Genomic DNA, 14,401 nt, shown 5'->3' with positions numbered 1-14,401 from the left:
ATGGCAAAAGGATCTACCCGATATATAAACAGCCTTAAAAGGATCGCTGAAAAACACGGCACGCCCGTATTCATTGTGGACCATGAAAAGATAAGGCAGAATTACAGAGAATTTACAGAGAGCCTGCCCCGTGTCCAGGCATACTATGCCGTTAAGGCCAATTCCCTTCCTGAGATCGTAAAGACCCTCTATAAGATGGGCGCCAGCTTCGACGTGGCATCCTTCCCGGAGTTCATGATCGTCTATGATAATATAAAAAATCTGCCGGCCAAGAAGCGCCAGGACTTCATCTGGGATAAGATCATCTACGCAAATACCATAAAGCAGATCGAGACACTTCACAAGCTCGACCAGTTCAAGCCGCTGGTAACTTATGATAATATTATGGAATTGCGCAAGATAAAAATTCATTGCCCTCATGCGGGGCTGTGCCTGAGAATAAGAGTGCCTAACACGGGCTCGATGGTGGAGCTATCCTCTAAATTCGGGGCTCATCCCGGCGAAGCGGTCGATCTGATCCTGGAGGCGTTCAAGGCGGGCCTAGTCGTCGAGGGCATCAGCTTCCATGTCGGAAGCCAGTGCAATAATTTCGAGAACTACATGCAGGCGCTGCAGCTTTCCGCATCCATATTCAAAGAATCGGAGTCGCGCGGCCATAAAATAAAGATACTCGATATCGGAGGGGGTTTCCCGGTCCGTTACAACAATAAGTCAAAGTCCTTTAAGATTTTGGCCAAAATGCTGAATACTGAGATAGAGAGGCTCTTCCCCGAAGATATTGAGATACTGGCAGAGCCGGGGCGGTTCATGATAGCCACCGCCGCCACTCTGGTAGCCAAAGTAATAGGCAAGGCCGTCCGCGACGGAAAGAAATGTTACTATATCGACGACGGCATCTATCACACCTTCTCGGGAGTCATATTCGACCACTGCACATATCCGATAAAGGCATTCAAGGACGGCGAGAAGAAGGTCTCGGCCGTATTCGGGCCGACCTGCGACGCGCTCGATACGATCTCGATAGCTGAAGAGCTTCCGGAGCTGGAGATAGGCGACCTTGTCTATGCCGAGAATATAGGAGCGTACTCTCACGCCTCAAGCACTTACTTCAACGGCTTCCCTCCCGCCAAAGTTATACATATCAACAAATAACTTCCAATTTAAAGGGATGAGATCTTAAGAGAAGGGAAATGTTTTCCATCCTCTTATGTAAAGTAATGCTTGCCGTTTTGACCGATATTCCTTTAAGGAAAAGGGATACATTAAAGGGGAAAACCTTAGGTTTTCCCCTTTAAAAATTGAGGCCTCACAAGACCTGCTGAGTAGTTAGCTCAGGGGTCGTAGTGAGGCCGAAATTTGGTAGCGGGGGTCCGATTCGAACGGACGACCTTTGGGTTATGCATACTACTTCAGCTTTCGCTGCTCTACAGATCATCCTGTAGATTCGTAGTCCGGACTATGCCTTCATCCTATTTTCTAGGATGCCTGCCGTCTAGTCTCTACACCTTCTATGAACCCTTAATGATGAATAGTTCATAGCTTGGCTCGGCGTTACCATTTCAGGCTTCACCGAATTTGACAGGTTTCATTCAGCCGTCTCCGGCTGAACAGCCCACGCGGATAACAAATCCCATCTCTCTCTATACATCGCCGATCGAGGTTTACGTTGCCGCTTCACATTTTCCACTAATGTAATACCACTCTTGTACGTGGAAAAAGCGGACAGCGGAATTACGTAAAACACACTCAATTTGTCAATGTATACTATTGCAAAGTCAAAGTCGTTATCGCCATAATATGCGCGACGCATATTTCGGCGATTCGTCTTTGTTCTGCGGGTGTCAACCGTATAACTGCCGTTATAGTGCCACGCACTTTTTACTTGTATCCGGATAAGCCTCCCGTTTACATCGACCGCCAAATCGTACGGCAATCGATCGCCTACTGGCTTTAATACCCGGAAACCCTTTTTCAAAAGCGCGGTTACAACAGCAGACTCTGCAATATCAGCTTTGAGCTTTGTATCCATATTGAGCCCAACGAGCTACCAGGCTGCTCCACCCCGCAATATGACTCGATTATACAGCATCCGCCGTCAATTGCAAGCTTAAAGTTTATCGGTATTTTTTGTATTATTGGGTTTGTGTCTTCGGCAAAGGTTTGGCCTTGCCGTCGCTTATCAATAAACTGTTAACGCCGCTAACGGCGGCGACCCCTTTGCCCGCTTCGGGGAAATTGCTGGCATAGAAATCCATAGCCAGGATGTATTTATTGATATCCACGCTTATGTCTGTTTTATATTCCTCGTTTAATTGCTTCACATATTCGAGTAAAAACATAACTTTTTGGAGCCTGATGAGCTTGTTCCAGTCCAGTATATTCAATTCGTATCCGTTCCACCTCGACTTCTCTTTGGGGAAGAACCACACATCTATGCGCTCCCCCTCTCTGTATTCATACTTTGAGCCCTTGTTTTCGGGCGACGGAACATAGCTTCTATCCCATCCGGTCACCTTGCCGGAGGTGGTATAGATAGTTATCGTGTCATTTGGATTGTTGGATGTGATGTCCCGATAGATCAGCCATCCTTTATTAAGGACATAATTGGGCGCGAACTTGCGATTCCATTCCTGGAGGATATCTTCCAGGTCCTCCTTTTTCATCCCTACATAGATGGTGCCTCGCGGCGTGACAAGTTCAGCGGATTTTTCTTGCGATGCGGATGAGGGGTCTTCGTCTACAGCCTTGACCGCCCCATATTCGAAGAATACTTGCGAGATGATTATGACACCTAAAACAAGCCCTAATAACTGCCCTATTATTTTCTTCATGGCTGCCCCCTTTCGCTGCGAAGAGCGCCACTATTAAATCAATCTCCATCCCTTACATAAATATTATACCATCTTTATCGAAAATACGGCTAATAATTAGAATAAAAAGACGGCGGCGGCGATGACGGTGGAGTAATTGCCGTCCGAGCCGATGACCGCGGACTGGGTGGTGTTCGAGGTGCGGACTATCTTATCGCTCAGCTGGTAGATGGCCTTGTTCTCGTCCCATGACTTATCCTCGTCGAATTCGAGACCGAGCGTGGACGCTAACATTTCCACCGCGAGATCTTCGGCGAGGTCGCCGGAGACTTTCTCATTCTGCCCGAACGCGTGATGTTCACTGAGATAGCCATACGCGTTACGGTCCGCCGGGACCGCGCAGCCTATGCTGGCGGCGATAAGCCGGTGCGGCTCATTGCCCGTGCACCTGGACATGACAGCGAATGTGATCATGCCCGGGTACAACTCCTTAAGCCCTTCGTTCTTGGGTATCACCTTGCATCCGGGAGGCAATATGCTCGATACATGGACGAGGTTGCACTTTTCTATGCCGGCGTCACGGAGCGCGAACTCGAAACTCCTGAGCTCCGCCTTATGGGTGCCGACGCCTTTGGTGAAGAATATCTTCTTCGGCACCAGCAGGTTATTCCGGGGAGTGAGTATCATATTTATCCTTAACTATTTCTTGGCCGGGAATATATAGCCCAAGAGCCTGTATATAAGTTTCGCGGCCAGAAAGTCCGAGGCTATATTGCCCTTTATCGGGCACAATTCGACGACATCGAAACCGACGACCTTCTTGTCTTTAGTGACCTCTCTCAATAACGACAATGTCTCATACCAGCCGAACCCGCCCGGCTCAGGAGTGCCTGTGGCGGGAACAAGCGCCGGATCGAATACGTCAAGATCGATCGTGATATAGACATTCTCGCTCAAGGCATTCGAAACCGCGTCTTTCCATAGAGGCATCTCGAGAATATCATAGACGCTGATGGCCTTTACTTTGCCGTTCGCGCCTCCGGACAGATACTCCCTATCTTCTTTCGACATACTCCTGGTGCCAGCCTGCACTATAGGGCACATCTCCGAGATCCGTCTTGCGACACAGCCGTGATTGAACCTGGATCCGAAATATACATCCCTTAGATCGTAATGGGCATCGAGCTGCAGCACCGATATGGTGGGATATATTTCCTTAAAAGCCTTTACCGCGCCGACCGACACGGTGTGCTCTCCTCCCAGCATCATGGGAAACTTGCCGGCCTTCAATAATTCCAGGGTCTGGGCATAAACTTTATCGACCATATTTTCGGGAGAGAGGTCCTGTATGGCAAGAGGTTCCATCGTGTGTATGCCTATCTTGAACGTCTCCTGATTCAGCTCATCATCGAAGCGCTCCATATACCTGGATGCGTCGATTATGGCTGCAGGACCGTTCACAGCGCCGTGAATATATGTGGTGGTCTTGTCATACGGAGCCTGAAGAATAACGGCCTTGGACTTCTTAAAACTGGAATACTCATCCTCAAGGGCCAGATAATTTTTAAGCTGTACATCCGCAGATACCGGTAATGTGGTATTTTTTTCTTCCATATATCCTCAGGTCGGGCCTTTTTAATTAAAGTTATCGTTTGGGCGACATGTCTTTCAACACTATCTCGCCTTTTCGCACAACGCCGAGCTTTTCGCGGGCGCTCTTCTCTATATACGTTATATCGGTCTCGAGCCGCGCCTTCTCCTCTTCCAGGCGCTTATTTTCGCTCTTCAGGAACTTAATACGCTCGTCGAGCCTCTTATTTTTATAATTCAATTCCTGATATCTGGCGAACGACGGCAAAAATATTATAATAAGCACCACTATTACAAGCAATACTTTTGTCTTGTACGCTTTTTTCGCCATTCTACTGCACCCTGCCGTCTATTAGGCGAGCGAAGGAGGCCATATCGCTTTACCATATACGGCCTTTTTGCCGAGGTCCTCTTCTATCCTTAAGAGCTCGTTATATTTACATATCCTGTCGGTCCTGCAGACGGAGCCGGTCTTTATCTGCCCTGTATTCATGGCTACGACAAGATGCGCTATCGTCGTATCCTCTGTCTCGCCGCTCCGATGAGAGACGACCGCGGTATAACCATGCTTTTTGGCGAGATCCATTGTGTCGAGCGTTTCCGACAGGGTCCCGATCTGGTTCACCTTGATCAGTATCGAGTTCGCGACTTTCTTCTCTATGCCCATTCTGAGGCGTTTGACGTTCGTTACGAATAGATCGTCGCCGACGAGCTGGATCTTACCGCCGAGCCTGTCGGTCAGGCCCTTCCAGCCGTCCCAATCGTCTTCGGCCAGGCCGTCCTCGATAGAGACTATAGGATATTCGGAAACCCAACGGGCGTAAAACTCGATCATATCCTTCGAGGAGTTCTCCACTTTCGGCTCCGCCTCCAGTATGTATTTCCCGTTCTCGTAGAAAGAGCTGGAAGCCGGATCGAGCGCTATAGAGATATCTTTGCCTGCCTTGTATCCCGCCTTATCTATAGCCGCGAGAATAGCTTCGACGGCCTCTTCGTTCGACTTCAGATTCGGCGCAAACCCGCCTTCATCCCCTACGGAGGTAGAAAGCTTCTTGTCATGCAGTATCTTCTTCAGGCTATGAAATACCTCCGCGCCCCATCTTAAGGCCTCCTTGAAAGAGCCGGCGCCTATCGGCATTATCATAAACTCCTGAAGATCCACATTATTGTCGGCATGCGAGCCGCCGTTCAATATATTCATCATCGGTATCGGAAGCATATGGGCCTTGGTTCCGCCTATATATTTATATAGAGGCATACCTTTTGAGACGCTTGCGGCCTTCGCGACCGCCAGAGAGACGCCGAGGATCGCGTTCGCTCCGAGCCTGCCTTTATTAGGCGTGCCGTCTAGATCTATCATGAGCTGGTCGATCTCGCCCTGTTTCAGCGCGTCCTTTCCCTTAACCGCCTTACTTATCTCGCCGTTCACGTTCGATACCGCCATCCGGACCCCTTTGCCGGAATACCTGGCCTTATCGCCGTCCCTGAGCTCAACCGCCTCATGCTCGCCGGTGGATGCGCCGCTCGGCACAGCCGCCCTTCCGAAAGAACCGTCCTGCAAAACTACATCGACCTCGACGGTCGGATTTCCTCTTGAGTCCAGTATCTCCCTGCCAATGGTGCTCTTAATGCCTGTCTTCATTTTACTCTGACTCTCCTTCCCTCTGTTTTCAGTCTCCCAGCGGCAAATAACCTTATCGCTTCCGGGTATAGCCTGTGTTCCTCTTTATGGACGCGTTCCAAAAGCGTCTCCTCATTATCATCATCATTTATATCGACCGGCTTCTGCAATATTATCGGACCGTCGTCAAGTTTTTCATTAACGAAATGGACCGTGACACCGGTCACCTTCGCTCCATGCTCCAAAGCGTCCTTTATTGCATGCGTTCCTTTAAACGACGGTAAGAGCGCCGGGTGGATATTGATTATCCTGTCCCTGTACTCCCGGATAAAATACGGGCTGAGTAGCCTCATATATCCAGCGAGCACTACAAGGGCAACGTTCCTCTTCTTTAAATGCCTAATGATCTCTTTATCGAAATCTTCCCGCGACTTAAAATCCTTAACATTCAGAAGGAGCGTCTCTATGCCGGCCTCTTTGGCCCGGATGAGCGCGCGGGCATCCTTTTTATCGCTTATGACTATCGCGATCTCAACGGGTACATATCCTGACTTCACGCTATCGATAATAGCCTGCAGGTTGGTACCGCTGCCTGAGCACAGAACCGCGATCTTCATTCGGTATCCTTATCAGAAGAGCGTATAAATAAACGGGGCCACGGCGCTGCCTTCCGTAAGCACTATGACGAGCCCCAGAAGGACAAGCATTATAACTATGGGCAGGAGCCACCATTTTTTACGCTCTTTCATGAATCCCCAGAACTCTTTCAATATGCCTATCTTCACTGCCATAACCCTCTCTAGCCTTTAATACTGGTTTTTGTAACTCTCTTTAGCCTTTACCAAGGCGGAACGTTCGCGCCAATACGACGGACAGCTCTTTGATATGCGCTCGTCCAATACGTCTTTACCAAAAAGTTTCATCAATACCCCTATGGGGGTTAGAATAACGTAAAATAGCGCCGTAAGGATCACGCGGCTCATAAAAAAACCTATCACCGCCGAGAAGGCCATCCAGACTTTCTGAAAAGGCTTTAACGGCGCAGGGGCCGCCGCGCCAAAACCTATAAAGATAAGGCCGGATATGAGAAAATAGACGCCGGATCCTTTACCGCGCCATAGCGCGAGGCCTGAGATAAGCAGAAGGACCGCGCCTATCGTCAGGCCGAATTCGCGCAGTTCTTTTCTGCCGCTTTTTATATTCCTGATATCTTCGAGAACGCTAATCAAGTTCGTACTCTTTCAGCCAATCAGTATCCCTGTCGGAAAGCTTCTGATGCTTTTTATCGAGCAGGACATTGCCGATGATCAGATAGTCCATATTGGTGCGCATAAAACACCGGAATGCATCCTCCGGGCTTTCCACTATCGGCTCTCCCCTCACATTGAAAGAGGTATTTATTATAACAGGGCAGCCGTATTTTTCATAAAACTTTTTTATCATGCCGTAATATAAAGGATTCAAGTTTTCGCCGACCGTCTGGACGCGGGCCGAATAGTCCACATGCGTGACAGCAGGTATCTCGCTCCTTACCACATTCAATTTATCGATCCCGAATAATGATTCTTCCCTCTCGGTCATAGCGCGCCTTTTGGATTCTTTTACGGGGGCGACCAGCAGCATATATGGGCTCTTTATATTCAATTCGAAATATTCCGCCGCCTTCTCCTCCAGGACGGATGGGGCAAACGGCCTGAAGCTCTCCCTGAACTTTATCTTGAGATTCATCGTCTCCTGCATCTTGGCGCTTCGGGCATCTCCTATTATACTGCGGGCGCCGAGCGCGCGAGGACCGAATTCCATCCTGCCTTCGAACCATCCGATGACCTTCTCCTGGGCCAGCAGGTCCGCTATTCTTTCCGGGACCTCGCCCTGCGCAAGCTTTGTATAAGGTATCTCCTTCTCCTTCAGGAATTTTTCGACCTCACCATCGCTGTAATGCGACCCAAGGAGAGACGCTTTCATAAAATCGTTCTTATCATCGGCTTTTCGTTCGTTGCCCAGATATTGATACCATACGAAGAGCGCGGCCCCAAGCGCGGCCCCGGCGTCGCCCGCCGCGGGCTGTATCCAGATCTCCTTGAAAGGCGTCTCGCGAATGATGCGGCCGTTCGCGACGCAGTTCAACGCCACACCGCCGGCGAGAACGAGATATTTCTTGCCGGTGACTCTATGTATATGTTTAGCTGTCCTTATCAGCACCTCCTCCGTCACCTGCTGGATAGACGCGGCCAGGTCCATCTCCCTGGCGGTTATCTTGGATTCCCGCTTTCTCGGAAGGCCGCCGAACAACTTATGAAATTTATCATTGGTCATCGTAAGCCCGGCGCAGTAATTAAAATACTTCATGTTGAGCTTGAACGAGCCGTCCTCTTTAATATCCATGAGCTCATTCAATATAAGGTCTTTATATACCGGCTTGCCATAAGGAGCAAGCCCCATCACTTTATACTCGCCCGAATTCACTTTGAAACCGGTATAATAGGTAAACGCGGAGTAGAGAAGCCCCAGGGAGTGCGGGAACCGTATCTCGGCCTTGAGCGATAAGGTATTGTCTTCTCCTACGCCGAAGCTCGCGGTAGTCCACTCTCCGACGCCGTCCATCGTAAGCACGGCCGCCTCCCTGTAAGGGGATGGGAAGAACGCGCTCGCGGCATGCGACTCATGGTGCTCGGGGAAGAGTATCTCCCCATCATACCCCAGCTCTTCCTTTATCATCTCCTTCATCCATAGCTTCTTCTTTATCCATAGAGGGACCGCTTTTATGAACGAACGCAGGCCCAATGGCGCATACGCCAGGTACGTCTCGAGGATCCTTTCGAATTTTACAAAAGGCTTGTCGTAAAAGGAAACGTAATTTATATCTTTAATGGTTATTCCGGCTTCGCGCAGGCAGTATGACACTGCGTTGGATGGGAAGGAATGGTCGTGCCGCTTCCTGGTAAAGCGCTCTTCCTGAGCCGCGGCGATTATATCTCCATCTTTTACTAAAGCGGCTGCCGAGTCATGGTAGAAACAAGATATTCCCAATATGTACATCTTAACCCATCAGCGATTGTATCTTCGATTCTATGGCTGCCTTTGAATTAATTCCTACCAAGCGGGCGACCTCTTCCCCGTCCTTGAAGAGGAGAAGCGTCGGTATGTTCAATACGGCAAGATCCGTAGCCAGGGCCGGGCTCTCATCGACATTGCATTTGGAGACGCTGACTCTGCCTTTAAGTTCTTCCGCAAGCTTCTCCACGGTAGGCGCGAGCATTTTGCACGGCATGCACCACGGGGCCCAGAAATCGACCAGGACCAGTTTATCGGACTTCAATACCTCTTTATTAAAATTCTCAACCGTTATCTCCAGCATCTTCCTATCCTCTCTTTACTATTACTTTTGTCGGGCAAACCTCAAAACATTTCCCTATGTTCTTGCACTTGAGCGGGTCTATCTTTGACAGGTTAGATTCTACCTTGACAGCGCCAACCGGGCAAGCTTTTTCGCAGCGGAGGCACGCTATGCAGCCGGATTTACATACCTTGGCCGTCGCGGCACCCGCGTCGGTGGAACTGCATTTCACGTAATAATTGCAGGCCTCCGGTATGACCGCGTACAGGTTCTTCGGGCAGGCCTTAACGCACTTACCGCATGAAGTGCATATTTTAGCATCGACTACAGGGACGCCGTCAACGCCCATCTTTATCGCGCCGAACGGGCACTCGTCTACGCAATCTCCCAGGCCCAGGCACCCGAAGCTGCAGGCCTTATGGCCCCCGAAAAGAAGTGTGGCCGCTTTACAGCTCTTTATTCCCCTGTACGTATATTTATCATTGGCGCGGGAGCCGCCGTTACAGAAGACCGTCGCCACTGTGCGCGTCTTCTCTTCGTGAGAGAGCCCGAGGAGTTCGGCGATCGACCTGCGTGCCTCTTCGTTACTGACAACACATCCTGCGGGAATCGCCTCTCCTTTTACAAGGGCCTCCGCGAATCCGGCGCACCCGGCTTTTCCGCACGCGCCGCAATTCGATCCGGGCAGCATAGAGAGTAATTTAAATACCTTCGGGTCTATCTCTATCCCGAATATCTTGAGCGCGTATGCCAATCCCACACCGAAGATAAGTCCCAGCGCCGCCATCGCGGCGACCGGAGTGATTATCTTTGCGATCATTACCATGCGTTTGTCCTGTTTATATTTTAAACCCGCTGAAACCTAAGAATGCCATCGACATAAGGCTCGCTATTATGAATGTTATAGGCACATCCTTCATGCTGCGCGGCACATCCGCGTATTCCAGCCTCTCCCTTATCCCCGACATGATGAACATCGCCAGCGTATAGCCTGCGCCCGCGCCGAAACCTTGGACGAGCGCCTTCATGAAACTTCCCGGCACGGCATGGCCATGAAGAAAAAATGTGTCGGTATTCAGGACCGCCACGCCAAAGACCGCGCAATTTACCGTTATGAGCGGCAGGTATATGCCGAAGATCTTATATAAAGCGGGAGCCTTCTTCTGTATGACTATCTCGGTGAACTGGACGAATGAGGCGATCACCAGGATAAAACTTATAGTTCTGAGATATTCCAGATTATACGGCAGCAGGATATAATTATATATGAGCCATGTGATCAGCGAAGCCATGGTCGTGACGAACGTCACCGCAATGCCCATTGAGACGGATGGCCCCGTATTCTTCGAGACCCCTATGAATGAACAGAGCCCCAGAAAACGGGAGAGTATAAAATTATTTATGAATACCGTGCTGATTATTATAGTTATGTAGCTGGCGAGATCCACGCTATTTTACCCATTTCATAGTAAGATAATTTATAAGCGCTATCAATACGCCTATCGTCAGGAGCGCGCCGGGAGCGAGTATCATAAATAGCGGCGGCTCGAAGCTCCTGTTTATCGCAAATCCGAGGATGGTGCCGTTTCCAAGCGATTCTCTTATGGCCGAGATAAGCGTAAGCGCCCATGTAAATCCTATCCCCATCCCCAGGGCGTCAAGAATGGACTTAAGCGGCGGCTCTTTAGACGAGAACGCCTCCGCGCGGCCCAGAACTATGCAGTTCACGACTATAAGCGGGACGAACATCCCCAGCGAGCGCGAGAGCGCCGGCGCATACGCCTTCATGAAAAGGTCGGCTATCGTCACAAATGTCGCGATGATAACTATAAAGCACGGTATCCGCACCTTCTCCGGCACGATATTTCTGACAAGCGATACGAAGATATTGGAACCGACCAGGACGAATGTGGCGGCCGTACCCATCCCTATGCCGTTAGATACGCTCGTCGATACCGCAAGCGTCGGACAGAGCCCGAGGACGATCCTGAAAGTGGGATTCTCCCTCCAGAGGCCTTTTACAAATTCACCCATCATCTTCATCGCGGGCGTTTCTCCATGAATTCGGCGACCGTCTTCCTTATGGCGTCCGTGACGGCTTTCGACGATATCGTGGCGCCGGCTATAGCGTCGATATCTTTATTCACCGCCACCGCGGCGGCGGGCTTACCTTTGAACTGTTTTAAAAAATAAGGTTCGTCCTCTCCTGGTCGCACCTCATTTATCTTCGAGCCCAGGCCCGGAGTCTCCTGATTTTCCAGGATGCGCACGCCCTTTATCGTGCCGAGGGTATCGATACCGACTATAATGCGCATATAGCCGCCGTAGCCCGAACCTGTCACCTTAACGCAATATCCAATAAGGGCGGTCCTTTTCAAAGCCTCGAAATATTCTATCTCGCCGGCCGTATCTTTCTTAAAGAAATCGGCTTCCGGCATTACGGTCTTAAGCGCGGCTTCTTCCTCGGCGTTCATGGCGGCGTCTATCCTCGGCTTGGTAACCTCGTAAGTGACCGCAAGCACAAGCGTCGCCGCAAGGCATATGACGCCCAGTATGAGGCCGAACTTCACCATCTGGTTCATTCTCTCCTCCATCCGAACCATTTCGGAAATGTGTACCTGTCTATTATCGGCGTGGCCGCATTCATGATAAGGATCGCGTACGAAACGCCTTCCGGATATCCGGCGAATTTTCTGATCAAAAATGTCAGGACCCCGCAGAGCGTCCCAAAGATCAGTTTACCCCGCGAGCTTAAAGGGCTCGTAACATAATCAGTAGCCATGAAGAACGCGCCCAATATGAGCCCGCCCGCCAGAGTAAAGAATAGCGCGTCGCCGGTAAATAGTCCGGCTCTGCCGTTAAATATCCAGCTCATCAGCGCGACAGTCGCGATGAAAGTAACCGGTATATGCCAGCTGATATATTTCTTTATCAATAGATAAGCCGCCCCGGCCAGCAGTGCTATGACACATACCTCGCCGATACAGCCTCCTCTATTTCCGATCAGGAGATCACAATAGGAGGAGCTCTTCATGACAAAGGCTTCCCCCTCTTTATATAACGCCAGAGGCGTCGCGCCTGCCACAGCATCCGCCCTCCATCGAGGAAGCTGCCACGTCGTCATGTATAAAGGCCACGATATCATCAGAAACGCTCTTCCCGCGAGAGCCGGGTTAAATATATTATGTCCGAGCCCGCCGAAGGCCTGTTTCCCTATCGCTATCGCGAAGAACGAGCCGGCCATAGGTAACCACAGAGGTGACTGTGGCGGCAGGTTGTACGCCAGGAGGAGCCCCGTAAGCACCGCGCTTCCGTCCCACACAGCGCCCATATCCTTCTTTCTGACGGCAAGCGTCAGCGCTTCCGTGATGACTGCTGTCGCTATGCTTGTGATTATCACGAATAGGGAATTCATTCCGAAAATGAATATCCCTGCCAGCCCCGCAGGCAGCAGGGAAAGCGTCACCGCCCACATTATGCGTTTCGTGGAAACCTTATCCTTTATATGGGGCCCTATCGACACTATTAACGAGTCGCTCATTTCGATTTCCTAGGTTATTCAGCCGTATCGCAGGCTAAGTGCCGATGTCCCTGACATCGGCCTATACTGTCTGGATCTTTGCTTTGCCGAACTTCAAATAATCCAAGAGCGGTATCTTGGCCGGGCATGTGTAAGCGCACGAGCCGCATTCATAACAATACGCTATCCCGAGGCTCTTTGCATCCTGAAACTGCTCCTTCTTGACACGGTACATAAGGGTAGTGGGAACGAGCCCTATGGGGCAGGCGTCCACGCAGCGGCCGCACCTTATACAGACGCCCTCTTCATTAGAGTCTATCTCATCCTTTGTCAGGAAGACCACACCGCCGGCGCCTTTCGATATTGGTATATCCATAGAGTACTGGGCGAGGCCCATCATCGGGCCGCCTATTATTACCTTCTTCGGCTCTTTCGTAAACCCGCCGAAGACATCCTTCAGGTCGCTCAATAAGGTCCCTGTCCTGACCCATGTGTTGACCGGCTCCTTGACGCATGAGCCGGTTATCGTGATGGCCCTTTCGATCAGCGGCTTTCTCAGATAGACCGATTCATATATGGCGTATGCCGTGCCTACATTGTTGGCAATGCACCCTACGTCCATAGGAAGGCCCCCTGCCGGCACTATTCTGTTCAGTATAGCTTTTATGATCTGCTTTTCGGCGCCTTGAGGATATTTCTCATTCAATACCGCGAGCTTCGGCGTCCAGCCCCGGCCCAGGCCGGTCCACTCGGCGAATTTGTGGCCGTATAATTTTAGCGCTCTCTCCATGGCGTAAATGGCCGACATCTTATTATTCTCGATAGCTATATAGGCCCGCCTGACTCCCAGTATCTTCACTATTATTCCAAGACCCTTCAATATCCCCTCTGTCTTCTCCAGCATCAGGCGGTGATCGCAGGTGAGATACGGCTCGCATTCCGCGCCGTTCAATATTACGGTGTCTATCTTCTTATTGCCCGGCGGGGACAATTTTACATCCGTAGGAAACGCGGCGCCGCCGAGGCCCACCACGCCGGCATCGCGTATAAGCTTGAGAAGCTCTTCTTTGGATAAAAAATTTACGTCGGAAGCGGCCGTCACCACCCTGAAATCCTGATCCTCATCCACGCCGGCCTCGATCACTACCGAGAGCACTCTGGCCTGATTGTATGTGGGAAGATAAGCGATCTTCGTAATTTTACCCGCTATGGAGGCATGTACAGCGCTCGAGATATAACCGGAAGGCTCACCTATAAGGTCCCCTACCTTTACATTCATGCCCACGGAGACTACGGCTTGGGCCGGAGATCCGATATGCTGTGAAAGCGGAAGCGTGACTCTCTTGGGGATAAAAGATTTCTTAATGGGCCTGTCCGAGGCGAGACTTTTAAACGTGAGCGGATGAACCCCGCCCTGAAACCTGTATCGCATGGAAGCCATTATACATTATGGGTAAAAAATATTCCACGAAAAATATCCTCTATTGACAATTATTACGAGATGCTGTATTTTAGAATGCAGG

At 50.4% G+C, this 14,401-nt stretch carries 18 protein-coding genes; 1 reads left to right on the top strand and 17 read right to left on the bottom strand.

Annotated features, from left to right (window positions below; translation table 11 throughout):
• Entirely contained in the window at positions 1 to 1,152 is a 1,152-nt protein-coding gene (locus NTY76_06675; protein ID MCX5678774.1) for a type III PLP-dependent enzyme, read from the top strand.
• A gap of 433 nt (positions 1,153 to 1,585) precedes the next feature.
• Here the strand turns inward: NTY76_06675 and NTY76_06670 are convergent, their stop codons facing one another.
• The 17 genes from NTY76_06670 to rsxC all read right to left on the bottom strand — a co-directional run bounded on the left by NTY76_06670 (position 1,586) and on the right by rsxC (position 14,319).
• On the bottom strand, positions 1,586 to 2,029 hold the full coding sequence (locus NTY76_06670; GenBank protein MCX5678773.1) for a group I intron-associated PD-(D/E)XK endonuclease: 444 nt from the start codon (positions 2,027 to 2,029) through the stop codon (positions 1,586 to 1,588).
• A 103-nt stretch (positions 2,030 to 2,132) separates the two neighbouring features.
• On the bottom strand, positions 2,133 to 2,831 hold the full coding sequence (locus tag NTY76_06665) for a hypothetical protein (GenBank protein ID MCX5678772.1): 699 nt from the start codon (positions 2,829 to 2,831) through the stop codon (positions 2,133 to 2,135).
• A 96-nt stretch (positions 2,832 to 2,927) separates the two neighbouring features.
• Positions 2,928 to 3,497 carry an arginine decarboxylase, pyruvoyl-dependent gene (locus NTY76_06660; GenBank protein MCX5678771.1) on the bottom strand — a complete coding sequence of 190 codons (570 nt, stop codon included), beginning with the start codon at positions 3,495 to 3,497 and terminating at the stop codon, positions 2,928 to 2,930.
• Between the two features lie 12 nt (positions 3,498 to 3,509).
• Positions 3,510 to 4,424 (bottom strand): agmatinase, encoded by a 915-nt coding sequence (gene speB, locus NTY76_06655; protein ID MCX5678770.1) that lies wholly within the window; start codon positions 4,422 to 4,424, stop codon positions 3,510 to 3,512.
• 31 nt (positions 4,425 to 4,455) lie between these two features.
• A complete protein-coding gene (locus NTY76_06650) occupies positions 4,456 to 4,731 on the bottom strand; it encodes a septum formation initiator family protein (GenBank protein ID MCX5678769.1) in 276 nt (91 codons plus the stop codon).
• A 21-nt stretch (positions 4,732 to 4,752) separates the two neighbouring features.
• The gene (gene eno, locus NTY76_06645) at positions 4,753 to 6,042 is read right to left on the bottom strand and encodes a phosphopyruvate hydratase (protein ID MCX5678768.1); all 1,290 of its coding nucleotides are present in this window, start codon (positions 6,040 to 6,042) and stop codon (positions 4,753 to 4,755) included.
• Positions 6,039 to 6,638, bottom strand: a complete 600-nt coding sequence (gene purN / locus NTY76_06640; protein MCX5678767.1) for a phosphoribosylglycinamide formyltransferase — start codon at positions 6,636 to 6,638, stop codon at positions 6,039 to 6,041. The genes eno and purN overlap by 4 nt, the downstream gene beginning before the upstream one ends.
• 12 nt (positions 6,639 to 6,650) lie before the next feature.
• Entirely contained in the window at positions 6,651 to 6,812 is a 162-nt protein-coding gene (locus NTY76_06635; GenBank protein MCX5678766.1) for a DUF5989 family protein, read from the bottom strand.
• Between the two features lie 15 nt (positions 6,813 to 6,827).
• On the bottom strand, positions 6,828 to 7,250 hold the full coding sequence (locus NTY76_06630) for an SxtJ family membrane protein (GenBank protein MCX5678765.1): 423 nt from the start codon (positions 7,248 to 7,250) through the stop codon (positions 6,828 to 6,830).
• Complete coding sequence (locus tag NTY76_06625; protein MCX5678764.1) at positions 7,243 to 9,060, bottom strand: carbamoyltransferase; 1,818 nt, start codon at positions 9,058 to 9,060, stop codon at positions 7,243 to 7,245. The genes NTY76_06630 and NTY76_06625 overlap by 8 nt, the downstream gene beginning before the upstream one ends.
• 1 nt (position 9,061) lies before the next feature.
• The gene (trxA, locus tag NTY76_06620) at positions 9,062 to 9,379 is read right to left on the bottom strand and encodes a thioredoxin (protein ID MCX5678763.1); all 318 of its coding nucleotides are present in this window, start codon (positions 9,377 to 9,379) and stop codon (positions 9,062 to 9,064) included.
• A gap of 4 nt (positions 9,380 to 9,383) precedes the next feature.
• Positions 9,384 to 10,184 (bottom strand): RnfABCDGE type electron transport complex subunit B, encoded by an 801-nt coding sequence (locus NTY76_06615; GenBank protein ID MCX5678762.1) that lies wholly within the window; start codon positions 10,182 to 10,184, stop codon positions 9,384 to 9,386.
• 13 nt (positions 10,185 to 10,197) lie between these two features.
• Entirely contained in the window at positions 10,198 to 10,806 is a 609-nt protein-coding gene (locus tag NTY76_06610; GenBank protein MCX5678761.1) for an RnfABCDGE type electron transport complex subunit A, read from the bottom strand.
• 1 nt (position 10,807) lies between these two features.
• Positions 10,808 to 11,401 carry an electron transport complex subunit E gene (locus tag NTY76_06605; GenBank protein MCX5678760.1) on the bottom strand — a complete coding sequence of 198 codons (594 nt, stop codon included), beginning with the start codon at positions 11,399 to 11,401 and terminating at the stop codon, positions 10,808 to 10,810.
• Positions 11,398 to 11,940, bottom strand: coding sequence for an RnfABCDGE type electron transport complex subunit G (locus NTY76_06600; GenBank protein MCX5678759.1), 543 nt, complete (start codon positions 11,938 to 11,940; stop codon positions 11,398 to 11,400). The genes NTY76_06605 and NTY76_06600 overlap by 4 nt, the downstream gene beginning before the upstream one ends.
• Positions 11,937 to 12,899 (bottom strand): RnfABCDGE type electron transport complex subunit D, encoded by a 963-nt coding sequence (locus NTY76_06595; GenBank protein MCX5678758.1) that lies wholly within the window; start codon positions 12,897 to 12,899, stop codon positions 11,937 to 11,939. The genes NTY76_06600 and NTY76_06595 overlap by 4 nt, the downstream gene beginning before the upstream one ends.
• Positions 12,900 to 12,960: 61 nt before the next feature.
• A complete protein-coding gene (gene rsxC, locus NTY76_06590) occupies positions 12,961 to 14,319 on the bottom strand; it encodes an electron transport complex subunit RsxC (protein ID MCX5678757.1) in 1,359 nt (452 codons plus the stop codon).
• Positions 14,320 to 14,401 lie beyond the last annotated feature (82 nt).

The organism is Candidatus Omnitrophota bacterium, assembly GCA_026387175.1.
Lineage (GTDB): Bacteria > Omnitrophota > Gorgyraeia > 2-01-FULL-45-10 > 2-01-FULL-45-10 > CAIMPC01.
This window is presented reverse-complemented; position numbering and strand designations above follow the sequence as displayed.